At 65.2% G+C, this 14,480-nt stretch carries 10 protein-coding genes; 5 read left to right on the top strand and 5 right to left on the bottom strand.

Features of this window, described 5'->3' with window-relative positions; translation table 11 throughout:
- The first annotated feature begins 5 nt into the window (after positions 1-5).
- Positions 6-1,244, top strand: a complete 1,239-nt coding sequence (locus BUA05_RS07685; protein ID WP_072674089.1) for a PepSY-associated TM helix domain-containing protein — start codon at positions 6-8, stop codon at positions 1,242-1,244.
- A 48-nt stretch (positions 1,245-1,292) separates the two neighbouring features.
- Here the strand turns inward: BUA05_RS07685 and mtnP are convergent, their stop codons facing one another.
- Both mtnP and BUA05_RS07695 read right to left on the bottom strand, forming a co-directional pair.
- Positions 1,293-2,159 (bottom strand): S-methyl-5'-thioadenosine phosphorylase, encoded by an 867-nt coding sequence (mtnP, locus tag BUA05_RS07690; RefSeq protein WP_072674090.1) that lies wholly within the window; start codon positions 2,157-2,159, stop codon positions 1,293-1,295.
- A 41-nt stretch (positions 2,160-2,200) separates the two neighbouring features.
- Complete coding sequence (locus tag BUA05_RS07695) at positions 2,201-2,905, bottom strand: glutathione S-transferase family protein (protein WP_072674091.1); 705 nt, start codon at positions 2,903-2,905, stop codon at positions 2,201-2,203.
- A 188-nt stretch (positions 2,906-3,093) separates the two neighbouring features.
- Here BUA05_RS07695 and BUA05_RS07700 point away from each other — a divergent pair, with 188 nt between their 5' ends.
- From BUA05_RS07700 to BUA05_RS07710, 3 genes are read left to right on the top strand one after another with little or no spacing between them, the layout of a single operon-like run.
- Positions 3,094-4,521, top strand: a complete 1,428-nt coding sequence (locus BUA05_RS07700; RefSeq protein ID WP_072674092.1) for an aldehyde dehydrogenase family protein — start codon at positions 3,094-3,096, stop codon at positions 4,519-4,521.
- Between the two features lie 3 nt (positions 4,522-4,524).
- On the top strand, positions 4,525-5,880 hold the full coding sequence (locus tag BUA05_RS07705) for a phosphotransferase family protein (protein ID WP_072674093.1): 1,356 nt from the start codon (positions 4,525-4,527) through the stop codon (positions 5,878-5,880).
- Positions 5,881-7,167, top strand: a complete 1,287-nt coding sequence (locus BUA05_RS07710; RefSeq protein WP_072674094.1) for an acyl-CoA dehydrogenase family protein — start codon at positions 5,881-5,883, stop codon at positions 7,165-7,167. It begins immediately after the preceding gene.
- 39 nt (positions 7,168-7,206) lie between these two features.
- On the opposite strand, the gene BUA05_RS07715 is transcribed toward BUA05_RS07710, so the two are convergent.
- Entirely contained in the window at positions 7,207-8,166 is a 960-nt protein-coding gene (locus BUA05_RS07715; protein WP_072674095.1) for a bile acid:sodium symporter family protein, read from the bottom strand.
- Positions 8,167-8,274: 108 nt separating this feature from the next.
- On the opposite strand from BUA05_RS07715, the gene BUA05_RS07720 reads away from it, so the two are divergent.
- Positions 8,275-11,613 (top strand): amidohydrolase family protein, encoded by a 3,339-nt coding sequence (locus BUA05_RS07720; protein ID WP_072674096.1) that lies wholly within the window; start codon positions 8,275-8,277, stop codon positions 11,611-11,613.
- A 16-nt stretch (positions 11,614-11,629) separates the two neighbouring features.
- Here BUA05_RS07720 and BUA05_RS07725 read toward each other — a convergent pair whose 3' ends face one another.
- Together BUA05_RS07725 and BUA05_RS07730 are read right to left on the bottom strand one after the other, a co-directional pair.
- Positions 11,630-12,361: a sigma-70 family RNA polymerase sigma factor gene (locus BUA05_RS07725; protein ID WP_072674097.1), complete on the bottom strand. Its 732-nt coding sequence runs from the start codon at positions 12,359-12,361 to the stop codon at positions 11,630-11,632.
- Entirely contained in the window at positions 12,361-14,475 is a 2,115-nt protein-coding gene (locus tag BUA05_RS07730) for a flagellar biosynthesis protein FlhA (protein ID WP_072674208.1), read from the bottom strand. Before BUA05_RS07730 ends, BUA05_RS07725 begins: the two co-directional genes overlap by 1 nt.
- Between the last annotated feature and the right edge of the window lie 5 nt (positions 14,476-14,480).

Here is a 14,480-nt window from a genome sequence, read left to right on the forward strand (position 1 = left end):
TTCTGATGCAACTGGTGCGCGATCTTGACGCGGCAACGGGCGTGCAGCCCGTGAAGAAGCGCAAGACCTCGCGCCTGTGGTGGACCGTGCATCAATGGGTGGGGCTGAAGCTCAGCCTGTTCATGGCCTTCATCATGTTCACCGGCACGCTGGCGGTGGTCAGTCACGAGATCGACTGGGTGCTGCAACCCAGCCTGAGGGTGGCACCCGCCAGTGCCGAAGGGCCGGTCGATTGGGCCGGGATCGCCAGCAATGCCGCGCGCCATCCGGGGGTGGCGCAGGTATGGTCGATGGAAGCGCCCGTCGCCTCCGCCTTCGCGGTCAAGGTGACGGTGGAGGACAAAGCAGGCGATCTGTTCTACCTCCACGCCCATCCCGCCACAGCCGCGATACAGGGCGAAGGGCCTTGGGCAGGCGCGCAGCGGGTGCTGCGCAACATGCATCGCCACCTCAACCTGCCGACCAGGATCGGCGTGCCGATCGTCGCCTTCCTCGGCTTTCTGCTGCTGGTCACCCTCGTCACCTCGCTGGTGGTCTATAAGAAATGGTGGCGCGGCTTCACCAAACCGCTGCGCAGCCGCGATGCGCGGACATGGTGGGGCGATCTCCACCGCCTGTCGGGTGTATGGTCGCTTTGGTTCGTGGCGCTGATGGCTCTCACCGGAATTTGGTATTTCGCCGAAAGTGTCGGACTGAACGCCCCGCCGCCGCCGAGGGTCAAGATCGCGGGACAGGCCACGCCGATGGCCGAAGGGCTGAAACCCGCTTTCGCCGCCGCGCTCAATGGCTATCCAGGGCTGGAAGTGCGCCGGGTGCTGCTGCCGGGCGAGGAAAGCCCCGTGCTGCAACTGCATGGCGACCACAAGGCAGTGCTCGTGCGTTCGCGCGCCAACACGGTCTGGGTCGATCCGGTGAGCGCCAAGGTGCTGCTGACCACCGACGGGCGCGACATGAACCTGCACCAGCGCATCGCCGAAATGGCCGATCCGCTGCATTTCGGCGACTTCGGCGGGTACTGGACCAAGATTCCGTGGTTCGCGTTCGGCCTGCTGCTGACCAGCCTTTCGCTGTCAGGTGCCGCCATCTATTCGCTGCGCATCGCCCGCGAGCGCGGCGACAAGGCCCGGTTGGCGCACGCCTTTGCCGGGATGTGGCGGGGCCTGCCGCGCTGGCGCTGGGTGTCGGCGGCGCTGATCGCGACCGGGCTTGCCTTGCTGCCTGCGCTGATCTGGCAACTGGGTTGAAGCCCGCTTCCAACCGCAGCGCAAGGGGCCACCAAGACCCCCGCAAGCCTAACCGAACAACCGCCCCGCCACGGCATCCAGCCTGGCCATCACGGCCGGATCATGTTCGTCCGGCGCGGTTATCACCGCATCGTCGAGCGCGGTATCAATGGGTGACGCCTCGCGCTGCTTGGGCAAGGCGGCGATAAAGTTCCTGACCATTGCCCGCGCCAGCGCGCCATTGGCCTGCATCTGTCCGATCACCTGCGCGACATCAACCGCTTCGCCTTCACGCCAGCAGTCGTAATCGGTGACCATGCCGACAAGGGCATAGGGCAGCTCCGCCTCGCGCGCGAGCTTGGCTTCGGGCATCGCGGTCATGCCGATCACATCCGCGCCCCACTGGCGGTACATCCGGCTTTCGGCGCGGGTGGAGAATTGCGGGCCTTCCATCGCGAGATAGGTCGCGCCCACGGCGACCTTGCCCTTGGCCTTGGCCACCGCCTTGGCCGCCATCTCCGACAGGCGCGGGCAGACCGGATCGGCCATTGAGACATGGGTCACAAAGCCGCTGGTGAAGAAGGTGCTTGGTCTTGCCACGGTGCGGTCGATAAATTGTTCGACCACGGCAAAGCGCCCCGGCTCCAGCTCCTCGCGCAAGGAACCGACGGCCGAGATCGCAAGGATATCGGTGCAGCCCGCGCGCTTCAATGCATCAATATTGGCGCGCGAATTCAATTCGGTCGGGCTGACAGGGTGCCCGCGCCCGTGGCGGGGAAGAAAGCGCACCTTCACGCCTTGCAGCGTCCCGCACAGGATTTCGTCCGAGGGATCGCCCCACGGCGTATCAATCGCGATCCACTGGGCCTCCTCGATGCCGTCGATCGCATAAAGGCCCGATCCGCCGATGATCCCGATGCACCATTCGCTGGCCATGCTTGCCGCTCTGTCCTTTGTTCGCCGTGTGGGGATCCGGATTAGGTCAGGTCGAACCGGGTGGGCAAGGCCTTGCGGACCATCTTTTCCGCCGCTGCGTAAGGTTGGGCGATGGAAGCCCGCGCCTGCATCGCGGCGAAGTGGGCGGCAAGCGCGGGCCAGCGGTCAAGCGGCGTTTCGGCCACCAGCGACACCTGCATCAGCACGCATGCGACCGAAATATCCGCAATCGACAAGGCCTCGCCGGCAAAAAATCCGCTTCCGCCGAGCCTGCCCTCAAGCACGTCGAACACAGCCGGCATCTGGTTGGCCCAGGCATCGCGGGCCTTGGCAAGATCGGGCTCGTCGCCCTTGGAAATGGCGAAGAAGATCGGGCGAAAGATGCCCAGCCCCCCAGCCATAGCCAATGCAGTATCGGCATATTCCTCGATGAACAGCGCCTCGCCCAGCGCCATCGGGTCTTCGGGATAAAGCGCAGGGGCAGGATGCTTGCGTTCGATCATCGCGCAGATCGCGGAGGAATCGGCGATCGTGCCGGCCACGCCTTCTTCGGCCACCGACCGATCGCGCAGCACCGGAATCCGCTTCATCGGCGAGATATCGCGGAACCACTGGGGCGGATCGAACACGTTCACCGCCTCGATCTCGTAGGGAACCTGCTTTTCGATGCAGAGCCCCGCCACCTTGCGCACGAAGGGCGAAACCGGGCTGCCATAGATGACCAGATCGGGGCGGGAATCACTCATGCACATTCTCCGTGAAGGCAGGTTTGGCCGCCTCCATAGGCGCACCGGGCAATAGCGCAATCGCCAGTAGCCGCGCATCACCCCAAGGCCTACACGATCCGGCACAGCAGCGATTGCGTTTTCGGATGCGACGCGCCAGTTTGTGAGGGAGAGAGACAACTCCCCCGCTTCGTTAGAGAGGAATAATCATGGCCACCCAATACAAGAACCTCATCAATGGCGAGATGATCGCCGCCGACCGCTGGCTCGACGTGGTCAACCCGGCGAACGAACAGGTGATTGGCCAGGTGCCCGCCTGCGGCAAAGACGAACTCGACAAGGCGGTCGCCGCCGCGCGCGGAGCGTTCAAGACGTGGAAGAACACCCCGATCGAGGAACGCCGCGCTGCGATCATGGCGATTTCGGCCGCGATCAAGGAAAACGCCGAGGAACTCTACCGCTTGCTCACCGCCGAACAGGGCAAGCCGCACGACCAGGCCAAGGGCGAAATCTACGGCGCTGCGGGCATGAGCGCGGCGCAATCGACCCTCAGCCTCGAGGATGAAATCAACGAGGACAGCGATACGCGCCTTTCACGCACCCGCCGCGTGCCGGTGGGCGTGGTCGGCGGGATCGTGCCGTGGAACTTCCCGGTGATGATGGCGATCCAGAAGATCGTACCCGCCATGCTGTCGGGCTGCACCATCGTTTTGAAGCCCTCGCCCTTCACCCCGCTCACCACCCTCAAGATCGCCGAGCTGATTGCGGACAAGGTGCCCGCCGGTGTGGTCAACATCATCACGGGTGAGGACGATCTTGGCCCGATGATCACTTCGCACCCCGATATCGACAAGATCACCTTCACCGGATCGACCGCCACCGGCAAAAAGATCATGGAAGGCGCCAGCGCCGATCTCAAGCGCATCACGCTGGAACTCGGTGGCAACGACGCCTCGATCGTGCTGCCCGATGCCGATCCCAAGAAGGTCGCCGAACAGCTGTTCTGGTCCAGCTTTTCTAACGCCGGGCAGATCTGCATCGCGGCCAAGCGCGTCTATATCCACGAGGATATCTATGATGAGCTGTCGGCGGCGATCGTCGAATATGCAAAGAATGTGAAAGTCGGCGACGGCAGCCAGCAGGGCACGGGCGTCGGTCCGATCCAGAACAAGAAGCAGTACGAACGCGTGCTCGACCTGATCGAGGATGCCAAGGACAAGGGCTACAAGTTCCTGCTGGGCGGCAATACCGATCCCACCGGCACCGGCTATTTCGTGCCGCTGACCATCCTCGACAACCCGCCCGAAGATGCGCGGATCGTGGCCGAGGAACAGTTTGGCCCGGTCATGCCGCTGATGAAGTTCTCTTCCGAAGAAGAAGTCATCGCGCGCGCCAACAACTCCGAATATGGCCTTGCGGGCGCGGTGTGGACCGCCAACCCGGACAAGGGTGTGGAGATCGCCGAACAGCTGGAAACCGGCACGGTGTGGGTGAATGAATTCCTGCACCTTTCGCCCTTCGCCCCGTTCGGCGGGCACAAGCAATCGGGCTTCGGCGCCGAATACGGCAAGGAAGGCCTGAAGGAGTTCACCTATCCGCAGGTGATCACCGTCAAGAAGGACAACGTGCCTGCGTAAACCGTGCGGCTCTCCGCTGACGAACTGAACGCCGGGCTAGCGCGGGTGTGTTCCCGCGCTGGCCTTGGCGTGTTGTCGGGAGAGCTTCAGCGGCTCACCGGCGGGGCGGTGATGGAAAGCTGGCGCTTTGCGGCTGGGACAAGCGCCTACGTCCTGCGCCGCGCGCCGAGTATCGAATTCATGCAAGGGCGGCCCTATGGGCACTCCACCGAAGCCGCGCTGATCGAGGCAGCCCGCGCCAAGGGCGTGACTGCGCCGGAAGTGGTGGCGGTGCTGGACGGGCCCGACGGGCTTGGCAGCGGCTTCGTGATGCGCGCTTTGCCGGGGACGGCTGATCCCAAGGTTATTCTGGCTTGCGACGATCCGGCGGGGCTGCTCGCTGAGGCGGCGCGGGATCTGGCGCGGATTCATCGCTTGCGGCAGTCAGATGTGCCGGAGGGCGTGCCGGTGATGGATTACGCGTGCGCGATTGCCGACCTCAAGGCGCAGTTCATGGAGGCGGGCGGGGATCGCCCGATCATCGCGCTGGGGCTGAAGTGGCTGGAGGATAACTGCCCCGACGCGGTCGAGCCTGTCCTCAACCACGGCGATTACCGGATGGGAAACCTGCTGGTGGAGGGTTCGACCCTGACGGGCGTGCTCGACTGGGAACTCGCGCACTTTGGCGACCCCCACGAAGACTTGGCCTTCGGCTGCATGGCAGTGTGGCGCTTTGCCCGGTATGATCGCCCCGCGCTGGGGCTGGGGTCACTGGAGGATTACTTCGCCGCCTACGAGGCCGAAGCGGGGGTGACAGTCGATCCCGCGCGGTTCCGCTTCTGGACGATCTACCGCACCGTGTGGTGGGCATTGGGCTGCCTCAAGATGGCGGCGCAATGGCGCTCGGGCGCGGACCGGATGCTGGAGCGCGTGGTGATCTCGCGCCGGACCAGCGAGCAGGAACTGGACCTGCTGCTGCTGCTGGAGGAGGATGCTCCGGAGGTGGAGCGGGCGCGGCTGGTCCCTGCATTCCATTCCGGCGCGGAAACCGAATTCGGCGAAGCAAGCGATCAGGAGACCCTGACGGCGATTTCCGAATGGATCGCCTCGATAAAGGACCAGCTTTCACCGCACGACAGGTTTCAGGCAGCCGTTGCACGAAACGCGCTTGGCATTGTTCGGCGGGAGGTAATGCACGGAGCCTCCGAGCTGTTCTTCCACGACCAGCGACCATCGCAAATTTTGACAGGTGATCTCTGGCTCGATGCGCCCGAGTTTCTAGCGACACTGAGAATGCGTGCGCTAACCAAAGTCGAGATCGATTCACCCAAATACCCCGCGCTTGGCCATGCGCGCAAAAAATGGACCGGAGAGCAATAAATGGACTTCGCCATCCCCGCCGACCTTCAGGCCTATCTCGATGAACTCGATGCCTTCATCGCCGCCGAGATCAAGCCGCTCGAGAGCCAAGACGACAATATCCGCTTCTTCGACCACCGCCGCGAATATGCGCGCACAGATTTCGAGGCGGGCGGGCTGCCCCGGCACGAGTGGGAGGAACTGCTCAAGGAAGCCACCCGCCGCGCCGACAAGGCCGGGCATTGGCGCTTCTCCGCGCCCAAACGCTATGGCGGCAAGGACGGCAGCAACCTGTGGATGGCGGTGATCCGCGAGCATTTTGCGCGGGCTGGCCTCGGCCTGCACAATGATTTGCAGAACGAACACAGCATCGTTGGCAACTTCCCCTTCGTCGCCATGTTCGACCAGTGGGGGACCGAGGAGCAGAAGGCCGAATTCATCACCGGCGGATTTGAACGCACCCGCCGCGTTGCCTTTGGCCTGACCGAACCCGACCACGGCTCGGATGCCACCCACATGGAAACCGTCGCAGTCCGGGAAACCCGCGACGGGGTCGATGGCTGGCGGATCGATGGCGAGAAGATGTGGATCACCGGCATGCACGTTGCCACCCACTGCGCGATTTTCGCGCGCACTTCGGGCAAGGCGGGGGATGCCAGCGGGATCACCTGCTTCCTTGTCCCCAACCCCACCGAAGGCCTCAAGATCGAGGAGTGGATGTGGACCTTCAACATGCCCACCGACCACCCGCGCCTCAGCGTCACCAATGTCTGGGTGCCCGATAGCGCAATCCTCGGCGTGGAAGGCCGCGGCCTCGCGCTGGCGCAGAGCTTCGTCCACCAGAACCGCATCCGGCAGGCGGCGTCATCCTGCGGCGCGGCGCTTTATTGCATTGATGAAAGCGTGAAATACGCGCGGGAGAGGAAGCCCTTCGGCGAGGAGTTGGCGCGCAATCAGGCGATCCAGTTCCCCTTGGTGGAGCTGGCGACGCAGGCGGAAATGCTGCGGCTGCTGATCTTCAAGACGGCGTGGGAGATGGACAATATGCCCCACGAACAGATCGAGCGCACCATCTCCGACAAGGTCTCTATGTGCAATTACTGGGCGAACCGGCTGGTGTGCGAGGCGGCAGACCGCGCGATGCAGGTCCACGGCGGCATCGGCTATTCGCGCCACAAGCCGTTCGAACACATCTACCGCCATCACCGCCGTTACCGGATCACCGAAGGCAGTGAGGAAATCCAGATGCGCAAGGTTGGGGCATACCTGTTCGGCTATCTCGGGCCGAAGCGCGGGACGTTTTCCTGAGGTTCGTCGCCCCGGCGCAGGCCGGGGCCGGGGTGACGGTTATCGCCGCCGCCACCAGCCGGCCAGCAGGCTGCCGATCACCACGTGCCACACGGCTGAAATGGCTGCCGGGACGGGCGCAAGCACAGCCTGCTGCAAGTTTGCGAATTGCGCGGCGAAAGCAGGGGTTTTGGCAAGGCCTGAACCGAGGCCGGAATTCTGCATTCCGACCTCGATCGAGACAGTGCGCGCCTCGACCTCCCCAAGCCCCAGCAGTCGCGCCAGCACATATCCCAGCGCAAAGCCTGTCGCATGCAGCAGAAAGGTCGCCAGCAAGAGCACGCCGGCGTGCTGCGCGATCTGCGCCTTGGCTCCGCCGACAATCCCGCCCACGATCAGGATCACCAGCACGATCGCCACCAGCGGCAGAACAGCGCTCACCGCCCCTGCCGCACGCGGGAACAGGCGGTTCAGCAGCGTGCCTGCAACCACCGGCACCAGCACGATGGCGATCATGTTGGTGAGCAGGTTCCAGCGGTCAATCTCCACATAAGCCCCCGCCAGCCAGCCGGTCAGCAGCGGGGTCAGCACCACAGCGGCAAGGGTCGAGGCCATGGTCATCGCCACCGACAGGGCAACATTGCCGCGCGCCAGAAAAGCCACCACGTTGGACGCCGTCCCGCCCGGACAGCAGGCGACAAGGATCAGCCCCACCGCTAGACCCGGCTCCAGCGCCAGCACGCGGGCAATCGCGAACCCCGCCAGGGGCATCACCGCAAATTGCAGCGCCACACCTGCGATCAGCGCGCGCGGCAGGGCGGCCAGCTTGCGGTAATCATCAAAGGTCAGCGTCAGGCCCATCGCCAGCATGATCGTGCCGAGCGCGAGGCTCAGCAGCGGCTGGCCCGCGACTGCGATGCTGCCATCGGTCATCCACGTGAACAGTGTCGGGAAAAACCACGCGAGGCCCACGCCCAGCACCGTCAGCACGGCAAAATTGTTGGTGATGATGCGCAGCATTGTGTGCCTTCCCCTCAGGCGCAGCCTCTAATCGACCAACGGCGTTCCGCCCCCTAGCAATATCGTTGCGCGGCGCTAGTCTCCCGCGCCAACACAGGAGACATTTTCATGCGTCATATCGCCGCCGCCCTGCTCGCCGGGGCCGTCTGCATTACCCCAAACCTTTCAGCGCCGCTCGCCGCCCAGTCGAAGGGCAAGTCCGCCAAGGCTGACGCAAGCTGGAGCGTCGAGGCGCCCAAGGGTGCAAAGATCAAGCAGGTCCCGATCCGCACCGACGAAGGCACGTGGATGGATGTCGACGTGTCGCCCGATGGTCAGACGCTCGCCTTCACGCTGCTCGGCGATATCTACACGATGCCGATTTCTGGGCCGATCACCGGCGGCACGCCCAAGCGCATCACCGAGGGCCTTGCGTGGGATGTCCACCCGCGTTTCTCGCCCGATGGCACGCGCATCGCCTTCACCTCCGATCGCGGCGGCGGGGACAATATCTGGGTCATGAACGCCGATGGCAGCGACCCGCGGCAGGTGACCAAGGAGGATTTCCGCCTGCTCAATCAGCCCGCCTGGTCGCCCGACGGGCGGTTCATTGCCGCCAAGAAGCATTTCACCACCGGGCGCTCGCTCGGCACCGGCGAGATCTGGCTCTACCACGTGTCGGGCGGCGGCGGGGTGCAGGTGGTCGAGCGCGCCAATGAAGCCTTGCAGAAGGAACTGGGCGAGCCGGTGTTCGCCCCTGATGGAACTGCGATCTATTACACCCGCAACACCACCGGCGGGAACATCTTCGAATATGCGCAGGATTCTAACGCGGGCATCTTCGCGATCGAACGCCATGATCTTGCCACCGGTGAAGTGACAACCGCTGTCGATGGCTATGGCGGCGCGGTGCGGCCCGCGCCCTCGCCCGATGGCAAGGAAATCGCCTTCGTCCGCCGCGACAAGGATCAGAGCCAGCTGTGGGTCAAGGATCTGGCCAGCGGGGGCGAGCGGATGATCTATGGCAAGCTCGATCTCGATGTGCAGGAAACATGGGCGGTGACCGGGGTCTATCCCAACATAGACTGGCTGCCCGACAGCAGCGGGATTGTCTTCTGGGCGGGCGGCAAATTGAACCGCGTGAACCGCGACGGATCGGGGCACGCGGTGATCCCCTTCACCATCTCCGACACGCGCGGGATCGCCGATGCGCCGCATCCGGTGATCGATGTGTCGCCAGACAGCTTCACCACCGCCATGCCGCGCTTTGCCACGCTGTCGCCCGACGGGGCGCGGGTGGTGTTCGAAAGCCTCGGGCGGCTCCATTCCAAGTCAGTGCGCAGCAAGGATGCACCCGCCCCGCTGACCGGCGACAGCGCCGACGCAGTGGAAGCCTTCCCCGCTTTCAGCCGCGACGGCAGCAGCCTTGCCTATGTGCGCTGGAACGATGCGACGCTGGGCGAAATCGTGATCGCTGATGCCACCGGGCAGAACCGCCGCGTGCTAACCGGGCCGGGCCATTTCGGCAACATCGCCTTTTCGCCCGATGGCGGCATGATCGCCTTTGAAAAGCGTGAGGGCGGATACCTCACCGCACCCGATTATTCGCAGAACCCCGGCGTCTATGTGATGCCGGTCAGCGGCGGGGAGCCACGCCTTGTCAGCCGCGATGGCGGCAATCCGCAATGGGGCGCTGCCTCCGACCGCCTGTTAATGCTGGCAGGCGAAGGCGGCAAGCTGGCGCTGATCTCCACCGACCTCAATGGCGAAGCGCGGCGGGTGCATGCCAAGGGCGAACTCGCCAATGATTTCCGCATCGCGCCGGATGGCCGCACCATCGCCTTTCGCCAGAATTACGAGGTGTTCGCCATGCCGCTGGTGCCCGGCGGCAAGCCGGTGGATGTCAGCGAAAAGGGCGGGCCGCTGCCTGTCACCAAGGTCAGCACCGGAGGCGCGGACTACCTCGGCTGGGCGCGCGGGGGTGAGACGCTGTTCTGGTCGATCGGCCCGAGCCTGCAGAGCGCCAATGTCAACGATTTCTTCCCTACCGCGCCCAAGGCAGATGGCGACAAGGCCGCAACCTACACCCCGCCCACTGCCGGAGTGCCGCTTGGCATGACAGTCATGGCGGCCAAGCCCTCCGGCACCACTGTCATCACCGGGGCGCGCATCCTGACCATGAAGGCAGGCCTTGCGCGCGAGGATGCAGGCGCGATCGAAAACGGCGTGATCGTGATCGAAGGCGATCGGATCAAGGCTATCGGCGCAGCGGGCAGCGTCGCCGTGCCTGCGGGCGCGCGCCTGATCGATGCCAGCGGCAAGACCATCATGCCCGGTATCGTCGATGCCCATGCCCACGGGCCTTACGGGGTCGGCGACCTCATCCCGCAGCAGAACTGGACGCTGCTCCAGGATCTCGCGCTGGGCGTGACCACGGTGCACAATCCGTCGAGCCAGGCCAGCACGGTGTTTGCCACCGCCGAACGCCAGCGGGCGGGCCTGACGCTGGCCCCGCGCATCTTCTCGACCGGCGAGATCATCTATGGAGCCAAGGCGCCAGCGGTCTATGCCCGGATCGACAGCTATGATGATGCGCTGGCCCATGTCCGCCGGATCAAGGCGCAGGGCGGGATTTCGGTCAAGAACTACAACCAGCCCCGGCGCGAACAGCGCCAGATGGTCGCCCGCGCCGCCGCGCAGGAGAACATGCTGGTAGTGGCCGAGGGCGGATCGCTGTTCGGGATGGACATGAACCTTGTCGCCGACGGCAATTCCACCATCGAGCATAATGTGCCGGTCGATATATTCTACGAAGACGTGCTGCAATTCTTCGGCCAGTCGAACAGCAATTACACCCCCACGCTGGTGGTTACCTATGGCGGGCTGGCGGGCGATCCCTACTGGCGGCAGGCGATGGACGTGTTCGATCACCCGCTGATGATCCACACGCCCCCCAAGGCGCTGCTCGCCGCCAATGCCCGGCGGGTGAAAGCGCCCGAATGGGCTTTCGTGGATGATAATTCCGCGCGCGAGGCCGACAAGCTGGCCGAGCGGGGCGTAAAGGTCAGCATCGGCGCGCATGGCCAGCAGGCCGGGATCGGCGCGCATTGGGAGATCTGGAGCTTCGCGCGCGGCGGGATGACCCCGGTCGAGGCCTTGCGGGCCGCCACCATCGTCCCGGCCCAATCGCTCGGCATGGCGCAGGACATCGGCAGCCTTGAGATCGGCAAGCTCGCCGATCTGGTGATCCTGTCGGACGATCCCAGTCAGGACATCCGCAAGTCCGATAGCATCGAGCAGGTGATGCTCGGCGGGCGGCTGTACGATGCGACGACGCTGAACGAAGTCGGCACCGGCTCGGCGACGCGGCAGCCCTATTGGTGGGATGCCAATGGCGGCAAGGGTGCGGGCGGATCCGAAGCAGCGACCCACGCGGGCAGCGGCCATGTCGATGGGGATGCAGGGTAGAAATCGGGGGGGTGGCCTAATCCGCCCCCTCCGCTTCCATCAGCGCCTTAAGGTCTTTCAAGGCCTTGGCGCGCAGCTGGTGGACGCGCGGCACGCTGACTTCGAGCACGGCGGCGATTTCGGTGAGGTTCAACTCCTCGACGAAGAACAATTGCAGCACCAGCTTCAGCCGCTCGGGCAGGGCAATCATCGCCCGCAGCAATCGCTCGCGGTCTTCGGCGGCGCATAAGGCCTCGAACGGGTCGGGATCATCGCTGGCGAAGGCGGTCGAGCTTTCGTCATACTCCTCGGAGATTGAAGTCAGGGTCACGCCTGCGCTCTCGATCGACAGCAATTCGGCATCGTCGACATCAAGCGCGCGCGCCAGCTCTGCCCGGCTGGGTTCACGCCCCAAGGTGCCGCGCAGGCTTGCGAGCGCGCGCTCGAAGGCGGCGCGTTTGCGGCGCGCGGTGCGGGTATCATGCGCGGCGCGGCGCACTTCGTCCAGCATCGCCCCGCGCACCCGGATCTTGGCATAGGCGGCAAAGCCATCCTCGGTCGGCCCGGCATGGCGCTGGGCGCATTCGGTCAGGGCAAGGATGCCCGCCTGCACCAGATCCTCGATTTCGAGCCCGTCCCGCCCGCTGCCATGGATATGCCATGCCGCGCGGCGCACCAGCGGCAGGAAACGGCGCACGCGGTCTTCAACCTCGGCGCGGGAGGGCGCGTAAGGCTGCGCTCCGGCAAAGCTTTGGGCATCATGTTTCATCAGGCAGGTTCCGTCGCATCAGGGGCAGCGAGCGCGGGCGGTTCCGCCGCAGTCGCCTCACCGATCACGCCCACCACCGCGATCGGCTGGGTCGGGGGCAGTTCGGCAATCGAAAGGACAAGGCAGCGGGGGCTGCGTTGCTTGAGCAGCGCGGCGAGCGCGCGCCGCGCCGGGGGCTGGACGATCAGGGCAATGGCGCCCTTCTCGGCATCGGCGATGGCATTGACCTCGCGCGCGATCATGCTGCCGCAATCAGGCTCCACCAGCGGCTGGCCGGTGGCAGGATCGATCATCCCGCCCAGGATCGCGCTTTCCAGCCCGGCATCGAGCGTCGCCACCTTCAGCGGCTCTCCCGATGCGGCAATGCGGGCGATCAGCCGTGCGCCAAGATCGGCCCGGACGGCATCGATCACCGCATCGAAATCGGTGGTTTTCTGGAGCGCCAGCGCCAGCGAAGTGAACAGCGGCTGGGGATGCGCCAGCCCGATCCCGTCCGCCACCAGCGCACGCAAGGTGCGGGTCAGCGCAGGCAGGGTCAGCGGATCGGGCGTCACCGCCTCGACCAGCGCCGGCGCGCGGGCCTTGAGGCCATCGACCCATTCGCGCACCTCGTCCGGGCCAAGCAACTGGTGCGCTTCGGCCAGCAGCCCCTGGTTGGTGTGGGTGGCGATGACCGTGGCGGGATCGACCACCAGAAACCCCTCGGCCACCGCGTGATCGCGCGCCGACGGGACAATCCACAAGGCGGGGCAATCGAAGCTGGGATCGCGGGTCGCTTCTCCTGCCAACCCATGGCCCGGCCGCACTTCGCCTGCGTCGATGGCGAGCAGCTTGCCGGGTTTGACAGTGCCGCGCGCCACACTCACCCCGCCCAGCAGCACGGCGTAATCCTGCGCCGCCAGATCGAGCGAATCGCGGATCCGGAACTGCGGCAGAACAAAACCCAGATCGCGCGACAATTGCTTGCGGATGCCGGTGATGCGGGTGATCAGCGGCGCGCCCTGACCTTCGTCGACCAGCCCGACAAGGCCGTAACCCAGCTCCACTGTCACCAACGTCTGGTCCGACACATCGGCAAGCGCGATATGATCGGGCGCAGGTTCGGCGGCGGGGGCGGGCGGCGGCGGCGGGGCGGCGGCGCGGCGTTTCAACTGCCACCAGATCACCCCTGCAATCGCGGCGCCGGGGAAGAAGATCGTCTGCGGCATGGCAGGGACAAGGCCGATCGCGCCAAGGATCAGCGCCACCGGCAGCCACCCGCGCGGATCGGCGAACTGGCCACCGATCTGCCCGGCCAGATCGCGCGTGTCGGCGACCCGGGTAACGATGGCCGCAGCGGCAATCGACAGCAGCAGCGATGGCACCTGCGCCACCAGCGCATCGCCGACCGCCAGCGTGACATAGACTTCGCCCGCCTCGCCCGCTGAGAGGCCATGGCTGATCATGCCCAGCGCGAAACCGGCGATGATATTCACACCGAGGATCAGCAGCGCGGCAATCGCATCGCCCTTCACGAATTTGGACGCACCATCCATCGAGCCGTAGAAATCCGCCTCGACCGTGACTTCGCGGCGGCGTTCGCGCGCTTCATCGGCGGTGACGAGGCCAGCGGCGATATCGGCATCGATCGCCATCTGCTTGCCCGGCAGCGCATCGAGCACGAACCGCGCCGAAACCTCGGACACGCGGCCCGCGCCCTTGGTGATGACGATCATGTTGATGATCATCAGGATCGCGAACACGAACAGCCCGACCGCAAAATTGCCGCCAACCAGAAACGCGCCGAAGCTTTCGATCACTTCGCCCGCCGCAGCGCCGCCTTCATGCCCGCTCATCAGCACGATCCGGGTCGAGGCGACATTCAATGCCAGCCGCAGCAGCGTGGCGAACAGCAGTACGCTGGGGAAGCTGGAAAAATCGAGCGGGCGGCGCGCATTCAGCGCCACCATCAGCACCGCCACCGCAATGGCGATGTTGAGCACGAAGAAAATGTCCAGCAGCAGCGGCGGGATCGGCAGCACCATCAGCGCGAACAGCGCGAAGATACCGGCCGGCAGCGCCATCGCCGCCGGCATGGCAAGCAGGCGCTGCAATGGGGCGGGGGCGCTCGTCATCGCTG

Source organism: Erythrobacter sanguineus (assembly GCF_900143235.1).
GTDB lineage: Bacteria > Pseudomonadota > Alphaproteobacteria > Sphingomonadales > Sphingomonadaceae > Erythrobacter > Erythrobacter sanguineus.

Bases quoted from the DNA above. Each gene is read 5' to 3' on its own strand.
- BUA05_RS07685 (WP_072674089.1), top strand. From the start codon at position 6: ATGCAACTGGTGCGCGATCTTGACGCGGCAACGGGCGTGCAGCCCGTG.
- BUA05_RS07725 (WP_072674097.1), bottom strand. From the start codon at position 12,361: ATGAAACATGATGCCCAAAGCTTTGCCGGAGCGCAGCCTTACGCGCCC.
- BUA05_RS07720 (WP_072674096.1), top strand. From the start codon at position 8,275: ATGCGTCATATCGCCGCCGCCCTGCTCGCCGGGGCCGTCTGCATTACC.
- BUA05_RS07700 (WP_072674092.1), top strand. From the start codon at position 3,094: ATGGCCACCCAATACAAGAACCTCATCAATGGCGAGATGATCGCCGCC.
- BUA05_RS07715 (WP_072674095.1), bottom strand. From the start codon at position 8,166: ATGCTGCGCATCATCACCAACAATTTTGCCGTGCTGACGGTGCTGGGC.
- mtnP (WP_072674090.1), bottom strand. From the start codon at position 2,159: ATGGCCAGCGAATGGTGCATCGGGATCATCGGCGGATCGGGCCTTTAT.
- BUA05_RS07730 (WP_072674208.1), bottom strand. From the start codon at position 14,475: ATGACGAGCGCCCCCGCCCCATTGCAGCGCCTGCTTGCCATGCCGGCG.
- BUA05_RS07695 (WP_072674091.1), bottom strand. From the start codon at position 2,905: ATGAGTGATTCCCGCCCCGATCTGGTCATCTATGGCAGCCCGGTTTCG.
- BUA05_RS07710 (WP_072674094.1), top strand. From the start codon at position 5,881: ATGGACTTCGCCATCCCCGCCGACCTTCAGGCCTATCTCGATGAACTC.